We start from the raw sequence: 12,422 nt of genomic DNA, 5'->3' as shown, positions 1-12,422 counted from the left end.
GTTGGGGCTTATGGCCTCATCGCGGGCAAGCCTTGCTCCCACACAAGCTCTTGCTCCCACAGGTGTGCAATGTGGGACGAGCTTTTGTGGGAGCAAGGCTTGCCCGCGATGGCAGACGCAAAAACACTGCGCATCTCAAAGTTGCAACATTTGGAAATGTGTCCAGCCATTGTTCGATTGAGATGCCAAATGTGAGTCCTTATCATTTGCGCTTCGTTCACAATCCAGAGACCGCTACCATGTCGGCACCCAAGCGCCTGCTGTCCGCCCTCGCCTTGACCCTGATCGGTGCCACTGCCGCCCAGGCCGCCGATGAGGTGGTGGTCTACTCTTCGCGCATAGACGAACTGATCAAACCGGTCTTCGATGCCTACACCAGGAAGACCGGCGTGTCGGTGAAGTTCATCACCGACAAGGAAGCGCCGCTGATGCAGCGGATCAAGGCCGAGGGTGAGAACGCCACCGCCGACCTGCTGCTCACCGTCGACGCCGGCAACCTCTGGCAGGCCGAGCAGATGGGCATCCTCCAACCGTTCACCTCGCCGGTGATCGACGCCAACATCCCGTCCCAATATCGCGCCTCTTCCCACGCCTGGACCGGCTTGAGCCTGCGGGCGCGGACCATCGTCTACTCCACTGATCGGGTCAAACCCAGTGAGCTGAGCACCTACGAGGCCTTGGCGGGTGACGAGTGGGAGGGCCGCCTGTGCCTGCGCACGTCGAAGAAGGTCTATAACCAGTCGCTGACCGCCACCCTGATCGAAACCCACGGTGCGGAAAAAACCGAGGAGATCCTCAAGGGTTGGGTCCGGAACCTGTCCACCGACGTCTTCTCCGATGACACCGCGCTGCTTGAGGCGATCAACGCCGGGCAGTGCGACGTCGGCATCGTCAATACCTACTACTACGGCCGCCTGCACCAGCAGAAGCCGGACCTGAAGGTGAAGCTGTTCTGGCCGAACCAGGCCGACCGTGGCGTGCACATCAACCTCTCGGGGATTGGCTTGACCAAGCATGCACCGCATCCGGACGCTGCGAAGAAGCTGGTGGAGTGGATGACCACGCCAGAAGCGCAAAGCATCTTCGCCGACGTGAACCAGGAATTCCCGGCCAACCCGAAAGTCGAGCCGTCCAAGGAAGTGGCGGCCTGGGGCAAGTTCAAGGCCGATACCCTGCCGGTGGAAGTCGCGGGTAAACGCCAGGCCGAAGCCATACGCATGATGGATCGCGCTGGCTGGAATTAATCCAACTCAGGCACGGCTCCCTGTGGCGGTTGTAAGATAGGTGCCCGCGCGAATGCGCGGGCATCATCATTTAAACGAGAGCACCCCTTGGCCCACCCCGCCCAACGCCGTTGGTACCCCCTGGTCTTTGCCATTGCCGCGCTGGTCCTGTTGCCCTTGAGCGTCTTGCTGCTGTCCTGGCAGAGCATCGACCAACAGATCTGGTCCCACTTGTGGGACACGCAAATGCCGCGCTTGCTGGGCAACACCCTCACGTTGATCCTTGGCGTGGGTGTCGGGGTGACGTTGCTGGGTGTCAGTCTCGCCTGGCTCACCAGCCTGTGTGAATTCCCCGGGCGACGCTGGCTCGACTGGGCGTTGATGCTGCCGTTTGCGATTCCGGCCTACGTGTTGGCGTTTGTCTTCGTTGGCCTGCTGGACTTTGCAGGCCCCGTGCAGACACTCATGCGTGAATGGTTCGGCAGCGGCCTGCGCCTGCCCCGGGTCCGTTCCACCGGTGGGGTGATCCTGGTGCTGGTGCTGGTCTTTTACCCTTACGTCTATCTGCTGGCGCGCAGTGCATTCCTGGCCCAGGGCAAGGGCTTGATGGAAGCCGCACGGGTGCTCGGGCAGTCGCCGTGGCAGGCGTTCTGGCGCGTGGCGCTGCCGATGGCCCGGCCGGCCATCGGTGCGGGCGTGGCGTTGGCGCTGATGGAGACACTGGCGGATTTCGGCGCGGTATCGGTGTTCAACTTCGACACCTTTACCACCGCGATCTACAAGACCTGGTACGGCTTCTTCAGTCTCTCCAGCGCAGCCCAACTGGCCAGCCTGCTGTTACTGGCGGTGATGCTGGTGCTCTACGGCGAACGCCGGGCCCGCGGTGCCCACCGAGCCAGCAACGAGCGTCCCCGAGCCAAGGCTTTGTATACGTTGCGCGGTCTCAAGGCCGTGGCAGCCAGCTGTTGGTGTTTCCTGGTGTTCGCCTGTGCCTTTGTCATTCCGGTGCTTCAGTTGGTGGTGTGGTTCTGGCAACGCGGTCGTTTCGACCTGGACGAACGTTATGCCGGGCTGATCGTCCACACCCTCTACCTGGGCGGCCTGGCCGCGCTGATCACCGTTTGCGTGGCCTTGCTGCTGGCGTTCGCCCGACGGCTGGCGCCAACCCGTCCGATTCGTGCCGGCGTCGGCCTGGCGAACCTGGGCTATGCCTTGCCCGGTTCGGTGCTCGCGGTATCGATCATGCTTGCATTCAGCTACCTGGACCGTGAGCTGGTCATCCCGCTGTCGAGCTGGCTCGGTGGGGCAGGCAAGCCGTTGTTGCTGGGTAGCCTGTCGGCGCTGTTGCTGGCATATCTGGTGCGCTTCCTGGCCGTGGCCTACGGTCCGTTGGAGAGCAGCCTGGCGCGAATTCGTCCGTCCTTGCCCGAGGCTGCACGCAGCCTAGGGGTCAGTGGGCCACGACTGTTTTTCAAAGTGTATCTGCCGTTGCTGTTGCCCGGCACCTTGAGCGCGGCGTTGCTGGTGTTCGTCGACGTGCTCAAGGAAATGCCCGCGACCCTGCTGATGCGCCCGTTCGGCTGGGATACGCTGGCGGTGCGGATCTTCGAGATGACCAGCGAAGGGGAGTGGGCCCGGGCCGCGCTGCCGGCGCTGACGTTGGTACTGGTGGGGTTGTTGCCAGTCATCGGATTGATACGACGTTCGGCCCATCGAAACAGCTAGGTGTCAGTCCCACCTCATGCGGCTACAATGCGCGGCATTCGGTGCGGTCCGTCTGTCGGACCGGGCAACTGAGAACGTCAGAAAACTCCTTTTTTCAGACGTTCGCGTTATGCAGTGCCCGTCCGCACCTTCGCCAAGCCCGGAAGGAGAAACCCATGGGACAGCGTACGCCTCTGTATGACCTTCATCTCGCCCTTGGCGCGAAGATGGTCGATTTTGGCGGTTGGGATATGCCTTTGCACTACGGCTCGCAAGTCGAAGAACACCATCAGGTGCGTCGCGACTGCGGAGTGTTCGATGTATCCCACATGACCGTGATCGATGTCGCCGGCCCCCAGGCCAAGGTTTGGTTGCAGCGTTTGCTGGCCAATGACGTCGATCGTTTGCAGGACACAGGCAGTGCCTTGTACAGCGCGATGCTCAATGAGCGCGGCGGCATCGTCGACGACATGATCATCTATCGTGTCGAGGACGGTTATCGGTTGGTCTTCAACGCCTCGACCCGCGATCAGGATCTGGCCTGGATGCAGGCACAGCTCGGTGGCTACGACGTGCAGTTGCATGAGCGCCCCGAACTGGCGATGCTGGCGATCCAGGGCCCCCAGGCCCGGCAGAAGATTGCCGAACTGGTGACGCAACCGCGTGGGCAGATCATCCAGCAACTCAAGCCTTTCGAAGGTCGCGCCGACGGCGAATGGTTCATCGCCCGGACCGGTTATACCGGCGAAGATGGCCTGGAAATCGTCCTGCCCGCCCAGGAAGCCCCGAGTTTCTTCAACGACCTGGTAGGGGCCGGTATTTCGCCCATTGGCCTCGGCGCCCGCGATACCTTGCGCCTGGAGGCCGGCATGAACCTCTACGGCCAGGACATCAACCAGGACGTTTCGCCCCTGGCCTCGAACATGGCCTGGAGCATCGCCTGGGAACCGGCGAGCCGTCAGTTCATCGGGCGCAGTGCGCTGCAAGCCGAGCTTGCCAGCGGTGTGCAGCACAAATTGGTCGGGCTGGTGCTGGAAGAGCGGGGTGTCTTGCGCGCCCATCAGGTGGTCCGCATCGCCAATGTTGGCGAAGGGGAGATCACCAGTGGTAGTTTTTCTCCTACGCTTAGCAAGTCGATTGCCCTGGCACGTGTTCCGATGGCTACCGCCGACCGTGCCGAGGTAGAAATTCGCGGCAAGTGGTATCCGGTACGGGTGGTCAAACCGACCTTCGTCCGCCATGGCAAAACCCTGATCTAACCTTTTGCGGCGGGCCGCTGGCCGCTGACACTTCTCTTGAGGACACAGAATATGAGTGATATCCCTGCCGAACTGCGTTTTGCCGAAAGCCATGAGTGGGCACGCCTGGAAGCTGACGGTACCGTCACCGTGGGCATCAGTGATCATGCGCAGGAAGCCTTGGGCGATGTGGTATTTGTCGAGCTGACTGAAGTCGGTAAGGTCTTTGGCGCAGGTGACCAGGCCGGTGTGGTCGAGTCGGTCAAAGCGGCTTCCGATATCTATTCCCCGATTGCAGGTGAAGTGATCGCGGTCAATGAAGAGCTGAGCGGTTCGCCGGAGCTGCTGAACTCCGATCCGTATGGCGCCTGGATCTTCAAGCTCAAGCCAAGCGACAAGGCCGAGGTGGGCAAGTTGCTTGATGCGGCAGGCTACAAGTCCGCTATCGGCGAATAAGGACGACTGCACTTGTGGGAGCGAGCAAGCTCGCTCCCACAAGGGTTGGGACAGCCTTGGGGTGTTCACCGGGCAAAAAAAATGCCGCTCGATCGAGCGGCATTTTGTATTGGCCGGGAATCAGTCCTGGGCGACGGCGTTTTTCGCCAGGATAGCGTTGGCCAGTTCCATGTCGGTGGCTTGCAGGCCTGGGTTGTCGGCGCGCACTTTCTGCATCGCCGCTTCCAGGTAAGGGCCCCGAATACCGCCATCACTGGCGACGAAGCTGCCGGCGTCGTCCTGGGCGGCGACGATCAGCTTGTGATCCTTGAAGGTCAGGTAGGTGGAACCGGTGGTCGCACCGGATGAGATGACGTTACGCCAAAACGTGTCGGCCATTGCCGAGCCAACAGGAAGAGACAGCAAGGCTAGGGTAGCGACAGCAAGTTTGAGACGCATGATAGGTGACTCCACTGGGTTAACTATGACGTTGGATTACCTGCGCCTCTATTCAGTTCCATGACCTCTCAGTCAGCCCGCTCCACCTGCAGCACCGCGCCTTCCTGCGCCACCACCCTGACCCGCGTGCCCACGGACGACTCGGGGCCCTTGGCCAGCCAGACGCTGTCGGCCACCTTGATCTTGCCGCGGCCATCGACAATCGCTTCATGAACCTGGAAGACCTTGCCGATCAGCTCTTGCCCGCGCAGGTTCAGGTGCGGTTGATCGCTTTGGCGCACCGCGCTGCGCTGGCGTCGCCACCAGTACAGTGCCGTCGCGATGGCGAACAGGCCGAACAACAGGAACTGCAGCTCCCACGGCATCTGCGGCAGGATGAACGTGAGCACGCCGACTGCCGCGGCGGCCATGCCGATCCACAGCAAGTAGCCGCCGGCGCCGAACACTTCGAGGATCAGCAGGATGACGCCCAGCGCCAGCCAGTCCCAGTACGACATGTGTTGCAGGAACATCCACATACGCGCGCCTCAGGCTTTCTTGCTGTCGAAGGTGGCCTTGACGATCTCGCCAATGCCGCCGACCGCACCGATGACCTGGCTGGCTTCCAGTGGCATCAGGATTACCTTGCTGTTGTTGGCCGAAGCCAGTTTGCCCAGCGCATCGATGTATTTCTGCGCGACGAAGTAGTTCACCGCCTGGACGTTACCGTCGGCAATCGCCTGGGACACCACCTGGGTGGCCAGCGCTTCGGCTTGTGCCTGGCGCTCGCGGGCCTCGGACTCCAGGAACGCGGCCTGGCGGCTGCCCTCGGCCTCGAGGATTTGCGCCTGCTTCTTGCCTTCGGCGGTGAGAATCGCCGACGCTCGCAGGCCCTCGGCTTCGAGGATCTGGGCACGCTTGATGCGTTCGGCTTTCATCTGCCCCGACATGGCGGCCATCAGGTCGGCCGGCGGGCTGATGTCCTTGATCTCGATCCGGGTGATCTTGATGCCCCACGGCGCTGTGGCTTCATCGACGGTGCGCAGCAGTTTTTCGTTGATACCGTCGCGCTGGCTCAGCATCGCGTCCAGCTCCATGGACCCCAGCACGGTACGGATATTGGTTTGCAGCAGGTTGCGAATGGCGTGCTCGAGGTTGTTGACCTCGTAGGCAGCCTGGGCGGTGTTGACCACCTGGAAGAAGCACACGGCGTCGATCTGCACCGTGGCGTTGTCGGCGGTAATGACTTCCTGGGGCGGGATGTCCAGTACGCTTTCCATGACATTGATCTTGCGCCCGATGCGATCCATCACCGGGATGATGATATTCAGGCCGGGCTTGAGCGTGTTGGTGTAGCGGCCGAACCGCTCGACGGTCCATTGGTAGCCTTGGGGCACGACCTTGAACCCCATGAACAGGATGGCGACCACGAGGCCGATGAAAAGTAAAAGTACACTACCGATCTGCATGACGGTTCCCTGTGCGAATTGAGATGGACCTGCGAGCCCTGAGTGTAGGGCACGCGGCCAGTATCTTCGCTATGTGGGAGCAAAGCTTGCTCGCGATGCAGGCGCCTTGCTTCCCCGGGAGACCGCGTCATTTTCATCGCGGGCAAGCCTTGCTCCCAGAACCTCTCGCCACAGGTGCCGCCACAACTACTTCTGCTCGCTCTGCGGCGTCACCCGCAGCACTTCCTCGACCGTGGTCAAGCCCGCCGCCACCTTTTGCGCCCCCGACAGTCGCAGGCTGCGCATGCCTTCCTTGAATGCCTGGCGGCGTACCGCCAGCAGGTCGGTGTCGGGGTGGATCAAGGCTTTGACGCTGTCGGTCAGTTGCATGATTTCGTAGACGCCGGCGCGGCCGCGGTAACCGGTGTCGCGGCACTCCAGGCAACCGACGGCCTGTTGGGCATTGCTCGGCAGCGGCGCCTGCCAGGGCCGCGTCAGGGTTTGCCAGTCGTCTTCATCCAGGGTCAGCGGGGCCTTGCATTGAGGGCACAGCGTGCGCACCAGCCGCTGGGCCATGACCCCGAGCACGGTGGCCTTGATCAGGTAATGGGGCACACCCAGCTCCAGCAGGCGACTGATGGCGCTCGGCGCGTCGTTGGTGTGCAGCGTCGACAGCACAAGGTGCCCGGTGAGCGCCGCCTGGATCGCCATCTCGGCAGTCTCCAGGTCGCGGATCTCACCGATCATGATGATGTCCGGGTCTTGTCGCATCAGCGCCCGCACCCCGGCGGCGAAGGACAGGTCGATGTTGTGCTGGACCTGCATCTGGTTGAAGGAGGCCTCGACCATTTCAATCGGGTCCTCGATGGTGCAGAGGTTCACTTCCGGCGTCGCCAGTTTCTTGAGGGTGGTGTAGAGGGTGGTGGTCTTGCCGGAACCGGTGGGCCCGGTCACCAGGATGATGCCGTTGGGCTGGCGGGTCATGTCCTGCCAGCGACGCAGGTCGTCGGCGGAGAAGCCGAGTTGGTCGAAGTCCTTGAGCAACACTTCCGGGTCGAAGATCCGCATGACCATTTTTTCGCCGAACGCGGTGGGCAAGGTCGACAGGCGCAACTCCACTTCGCCACCGTCCGGGGTCTTGGTCTTGACCCGGCCGTCCTGGGGTTTGCGTTTTTCCGCGACGTTCATCCGCCCCAGGCTCTTGAGACGGCTGACGATTGCCATCGTGACCTGCGGCGGGAACTGATAGACGGTGTGCAGCACCCCGTCGATGCGAAACCGCACGGTGCCCTGCTCGCGGCGCGGTTCGATGTGGATATCACTGGCGCGCTGCTGGAAGGCGTACTGGAACAGCCAGTCGACAATGTTGACGATGTGGGCGTCGTTGGCGTCCGGCTCCTGGTCGCTGGCCCCCAGGTTGAGCAACTGTTCGAAATTGCTCAGGTTGCTCGGCTGCTGATCGACCGCGGTGGCGCCGCTGACCGATTTGGCCAGGCGATAGAACTCCACGCTCAAGCGCTGGATGTCCACCGGGTTGGCGATCACCCGCTTGATCGGCAGCTTGAGCACGTGGGTCAGGTCGGCTTCCCAGCTGTTGACGTAGGGCTGTGCGCTGGCGACGGTGACGGCGTCACGATCGACCGCCACCGCAAGGATCTTGTGGCGCTGGGCAAAGGCATAGGACATCAAGGGCGTCACGGCCGCGACGTTGATTTTCAACGGGTCGATGCGCATGTAGGGCTGGTCGGCCTGCTGGGACAGCCACAGGGTCAGGTTCTCCAGGTCCAGGCGCTTGCCGGGCCGGCTGAGGTCGTCCAGATGCTGGTTGGCGATGAACTCCAGCGGATGCAACTGGCTATTGGCGCTGTGGCGTCGGCGGGCGTTCAGCGCGGTTTCGGCTGAATCCTGGCTGATGAGGCCCTGGGTGACCAGTTGGCGCAGCAGATCGTTGAGGTCCAGCCAGCGGTCCTGAGTGGCGTGTTTGGTGGACATGCGGGTTCCTATTGGACAATTGCAGCAAAGCCGCGATACAGACGCTTCGGCGTCCTCGCTCGGTCTGCAAAAGAATAGTCCCGACCCCGTAGACCGTTGGGCCACTACCCGACCAATGCGTTACCAGTTCTTGCCCATGGGCGTTCAACAGACGGCTTGGGCCGGCCCAACGTGCGCAATATCAGCGTCTTGCAGGTCCACCGAACAGACGCTGATCAGGTTACGTAATTTTTCAGCGATGACCTGGGCACGGTGCAAGCTCAGCCCATCCATGACGATGTCCAGCGCCAGCACATCGCCAAGGCGCTCGACATGAACCTGCTGCGGCGTCAGGCCCTGCAAGGCAAACAGGTTCAACGCCCGACACAGCAAGTCCGGCTCGGCTTCGGCCACTATCTGGTACTGCACCCGGCAATGGGTATTGGCGGCGTGCCAGACGTCGGCGCGGGGCGGGGCTATGGCAACGGCTTCGAGTGGGGGCATGTTCGGTCTCCTTGGTGGCGGGAGAAATATTTACATGCGAGCTGGGGTATTTCTTATCTAAGATGAGTGATTATGGCGATGTTTTGAATCGCTTGATTCTATAAATCAATCATTTCGGGTTTGATCATGCACAGTGAACTGGATAGCTACGACCGCAGGATACTGGCGCTGCTGCAGGAGGATGCCTCGCTGTCCAGTGCGCAGATCGCCGAACAGGTCGGCTTGTCTCAATCGCCGTGCTGGCGGCGGATCCAGCGGATGAAGGAGGAGGGCATCATTCGCGGCCAGGTGACTCTGCTGGATCGCAAGAAAATCGGCCTTAACACGCAGATCTTCGCCGAAATCAAACTCAACGCCCACGGTCGTTCGAACTTCACCGAATTCACCGAGGCGATCCGCGGCTTCCCCGAAGTGCTGGAGTGTTACGTGCTGATGGGGTCGGTGGATTTTCTGCTGCGCATCGTCACCGCCGATATCGAGGCGTATGAGCGATTCTTTTTCGAAAAGCTGTCGATGGTGCCGGGGATCCAGGAAGTGAACTCGATCGTGGCGCTGTCGGAGATCAAGTCGACGACGAGTTTGCCTGTGGTGCGTTGAGCTTGTTTCTGCGGTGTTTTTGCTGGCCTCATCGCGAGCGAGCTCGCTCCCACAGTTGATCTTCAGTGGCCACAACATGTGTGTACAACACTGAACCTCTGTGGGAGCGAGCTTGCTCGCGATGGCGGCATCACAGACGCAGTAAAGTCTTCCAGGCCCGATTCTGGTAAACCGCAATCGCCTGCTGCTTGCGCGCATCCAGCGTTTCATCAGTGATCGGTTGGTTGGCCAGTTGCGCCAGTTTGTTCAGCTCGCCGTAGAGGCGATCCATTTCCGGGATCTCCAGTACATGGCGGGCATGGTGCAGCCAGGCCTGGATGCGTTCGATGCGCGGCAGTTGCTCGGCCAGGTCTTCCGGCTGTTGCTGATAGCGTTGCAATTGCAGGGACGAGGATTCTTCGCCCAGCAGGCGCGGCAGCCAGCTGCCCAGTTGCGCCGCGCCCTGGCGATTGCCACGGGTGTTGCGCTCGGCGGCCCAGCTGCGCGCCAGCAGCCAGCGGGAAGTGTTGAGGGAAAACAGGCCCCAGCGCGGGTCTTGCAGCTCTTCAAGGAACTGTTCCGGTGCCGCCTTGCGCACGTCTTCGTCATCCAGGCCGGCCTGGACCAGTGGGCGCCAGTCTTCCAGCAACGCGTCCAGGGCCAGGCGCAAGTCGTGGGTCGATTGGCGCGGCGCGGCCTGGCCGAGGCTGCTGAGCAGGGCGCGCAGTTCGGCGAGGTTTTCCACCCAGTCCTGCAGCAAGCGCCAGTGGCCGTTGAAACGGTATTGCTCGGCCAGGCGTTGGCTGCTGCCGAGCAGATGCCAGCTCAGCGCGGCGAAGGCGTCATCCAGCGGCGTTTCGGCGGTCAGTTGCGGGGCCGGCAGGCTCAGGGCGTAGCTGCCCGCGTCATACAGGCGATAGCCACGCTCGGCCTTGCTGATGTCGCAAGGCATCAAGGGCAGGGTTGCGGCCAGCTCGGCGGCCAGTTCCAGCAGGGCGGCGGGTTCGCCTTCGCGCAGTTCCAGCTCCAGTTCGCAGATTTCTTCCTTCTGCTTGCCCACCACCACATGGCCCAGGTCCAGGGCGGCTTCGATGACCACCTTGCTTTTGCCACGGCCCCAGGCGATTTCAGCGCGTTCGCGAACGAAGTCGGTGGTGAAGATGGCCTTGAGGGTTTTCTTGTCCAGTTCGGCCAAGGCCTCGGGCCAGCACTCGCCGTCGAGCTTCTTCAGGTCGAGCTTGGCCTTGGGCAGGTGCCAATCGTACTCGTTGCGCTCGGACAGGCCGGCGACGCTCTGGCCGCGGGTCTTGAGGGTCTGGATCACCTCTTCGCCGTCGCGACGCAGGCGCAGGGCGACCTTGGCCTGGGCCAGGTCACGCTCCGGCGTGTCGAAATACTGGTTCATCAGTTCGTGGCGTTCCCAGCCACTCTTGTTGCGTTTTTTCAGCAGCGGATGCTCGCGCAAGGCTGCCAGGGTCTCGCGGCTGACGCGGAGTTTGATTTCGGTTTCTTTCTGCATGGCCGGAAAATCCAGGGATCGGGTGTGCAGCCGGGGAAGGTGTGGCTGCCAAGGCCGTGCAGTGTACAGGACTCACTCGCCCTAGGTTTATTCCTGGGTCCAGATGGTTCTATGATGAACGTCAATCTGTAAGCCCGGAGTCAGCGATGCCTTTGCCGTCCATGAAAGATCAATTCGCTGCCCTGATCGCCGCACCTTCGGTCAGTTGTACCCAGCCTGGGCTGGACCAGTCCAACAGTGCCGTGATCGAGCTGCTGGCAGGCTGGCTCACTGAGCTGGGGTTCTGCTGTGATATCCAGCAGGTCAGCCCTGGCAAATTCAACCTGCTGGCCAGTTTTGGCAGCGGCCCCGGCGGCCTGGTGCTGGCTGGTCACAGCGACACGGTGCCGTTCGACGGCGCGTTGTGGCAGACCGATCCGCTGAAGCTCACCGAGGTCGATGGCCGCTGGGTGGGCCTGGGCAGCTGTGACATGAAGGGCTTTTTCGCCCTGGTCATTGAAGCGGTCAAGCCGCTGCTGGACCAACCGTTCAAGCAACCGCTGCTGATCCTCGCGACCTGCGACGAGGAAAGCTCCATGGCCGGCGCCCGGGCCCTGGCCGATGCCGGGCGACCATTGGGGCGTGCGGCGGTGATCGGTGAGCCGACCGGCCTGCGGCCGATTCGCCTGCACAAGGGCGTGATGATGGAGCGCATCGACATTCTCGGGCGCAGCGGCCATTCCTCCGATCCGAGCCTGGGCCACAGCGCGCTGGAAGCCATGCACGATGCCATGGGCGAATTGCGCGGGCTGCGCCTGCAATGGCAACGTGAGTTCCGTAACCCGCAGTTCACCGTTCCACAACCGACCCTGAACTTCGGCTGCATCCATGGCGGCGACAATCCCAACCGCATCTGTGGCCAATGCTCCATGGAATTCGACCTGCGCCCCTTGCCGGGCATGGACCCGCAAGTGCTGCGGGCGGCGATCCAACAGAAGCTGAACCCTATCGCCGAACGCCATAAAGTCAAGATCGACTACGCACCGCTGTTCCCCGAAGTGCCACCCTTCGAGCAGGCCGAAGACTGCGAGCTGGTACGGGTGGCCGAGCGACTCACCGGCCATCGTGCCGAAGCAGTGGCGTTTGGCACCGAAGCGCCTTATCTTCAGCGCCTTGGCTGTGAAACCCTGGTGCTCGGCCCTGGCGATATCGCCTGCGCTCACCAGCCGGGCGAGTACCTTGAAATGTCACGTTTGCAACCTACCGTACAGCTGTTGCAACAATTGATTGGTCATTACTGCCTGACACCGGCCACGGTCGGTTAAATTGCCCCCTTGCGGGGCCGTATTCATCACATGAGGAGAGCGCGCGTGTCGCCAAGCCTGTT

General features: G+C 62.0%; 12 protein-coding genes. 6 read left to right on the top strand and 6 right to left on the bottom strand.

Annotated features, from left to right (window positions below):
* Window positions 1-239 precede the first annotated feature (239 nt).
* The 4 genes from KI235_RS29040 (at window position 240) to gcvH (ending at window position 4,621) form a co-directional block, all read left to right on the top strand.
* The gene (locus KI235_RS29040) at window positions 240-1,244 is read left to right on the top strand and encodes an extracellular solute-binding protein (protein WP_028237442.1); all 1,005 of its coding nucleotides are present in this window, start codon (window positions 240-242) and stop codon (window positions 1,242-1,244) included.
* Between the two features lie 87 nt (window positions 1,245-1,331).
* On the top strand, window positions 1,332-2,948 hold the full coding sequence (locus tag KI235_RS29035) for an iron ABC transporter permease (protein WP_028237443.1): 1,617 nt from the start codon (window positions 1,332-1,334) through the stop codon (window positions 2,946-2,948).
* Window positions 2,949-3,103: 155 nt separating this feature from the next.
* On the top strand, window positions 3,104-4,186 hold the full coding sequence (gene gcvT, locus KI235_RS29030; protein ID WP_003206676.1) for a glycine cleavage system aminomethyltransferase GcvT: 1,083 nt from the start codon (window positions 3,104-3,106) through the stop codon (window positions 4,184-4,186).
* 51 nt (window positions 4,187-4,237) lie between these two features.
* Window positions 4,238-4,621, top strand: coding sequence for a glycine cleavage system protein GcvH (gcvH, locus tag KI235_RS29025; protein WP_003206674.1), 384 nt, complete (start codon window positions 4,238-4,240; stop codon window positions 4,619-4,621).
* Between the two features lie 120 nt (window positions 4,622-4,741).
* Here the strand turns inward: gcvH and KI235_RS29020 are convergent, their stop codons facing one another.
* The 5 genes from KI235_RS29020 to KI235_RS29000 form a co-directional block, all read right to left on the bottom strand.
* A complete protein-coding gene (locus KI235_RS29020; RefSeq protein WP_170846005.1) occupies window positions 4,742-5,062 on the bottom strand; it encodes a DUF2388 domain-containing protein in 321 nt (106 codons plus the stop codon).
* A 65-nt stretch (window positions 5,063-5,127) separates the two neighbouring features.
* Window positions 5,128-5,577, bottom strand: coding sequence for an NfeD family protein (locus KI235_RS29015; protein WP_003206671.1), 450 nt, complete (start codon window positions 5,575-5,577; stop codon window positions 5,128-5,130).
* A 9-nt stretch (window positions 5,578-5,586) separates the two neighbouring features.
* Window positions 5,587-6,507: an SPFH domain-containing protein gene (locus KI235_RS29010; RefSeq protein ID WP_003206668.1), complete on the bottom strand. Its 921-nt coding sequence runs from the start codon at window positions 6,505-6,507 to the stop codon at window positions 5,587-5,589.
* A gap of 186 nt (window positions 6,508-6,693) precedes the next feature.
* A complete protein-coding gene (locus KI235_RS29005; protein ID WP_003206666.1) occupies window positions 6,694-8,478 on the bottom strand; it encodes a GspE/PulE family protein in 1,785 nt (594 codons plus the stop codon).
* A 144-nt stretch (window positions 8,479-8,622) separates the two neighbouring features.
* Entirely contained in the window at window positions 8,623-8,961 is a 339-nt protein-coding gene (locus tag KI235_RS29000) for a hypothetical protein (RefSeq protein WP_028237444.1), read from the bottom strand.
* Between the two features lie 126 nt (window positions 8,962-9,087).
* On the opposite strand from KI235_RS29000, the gene KI235_RS28995 reads away from it, so the two are divergent.
* A complete protein-coding gene (locus KI235_RS28995) occupies window positions 9,088-9,558 on the top strand; it encodes an Lrp/AsnC family transcriptional regulator (RefSeq protein WP_003206662.1) in 471 nt (156 codons plus the stop codon).
* Window positions 9,559-9,688: 130 nt separating this feature from the next.
* Here KI235_RS28995 and KI235_RS28990 read toward each other — a convergent pair whose 3' ends face one another.
* On the bottom strand, window positions 9,689-11,056 hold the full coding sequence (locus KI235_RS28990; RefSeq protein ID WP_013694509.1) for a CYTH domain-containing protein: 1,368 nt from the start codon (window positions 11,054-11,056) through the stop codon (window positions 9,689-9,691).
* Window positions 11,057-11,202: 146 nt separating this feature from the next.
* Between KI235_RS28990 and argE the strand changes: the two genes are divergently transcribed.
* On the top strand, window positions 11,203-12,360 hold the full coding sequence (gene argE, locus KI235_RS28985) for an acetylornithine deacetylase (RefSeq protein WP_003206658.1): 1,158 nt from the start codon (window positions 11,203-11,205) through the stop codon (window positions 12,358-12,360).
* The last annotated feature ends 62 nt before the right edge of the window (window positions 12,361-12,422 follow it).

Source organism: Pseudomonas sp. St386 (genome assembly GCF_018325865.1).
GTDB lineage: Bacteria > Pseudomonadota > Gammaproteobacteria > Pseudomonadales > Pseudomonadaceae > Aquipseudomonas > Aquipseudomonas brassicacearum.
This window is presented reverse-complemented; position numbering and strand designations above follow the sequence as displayed.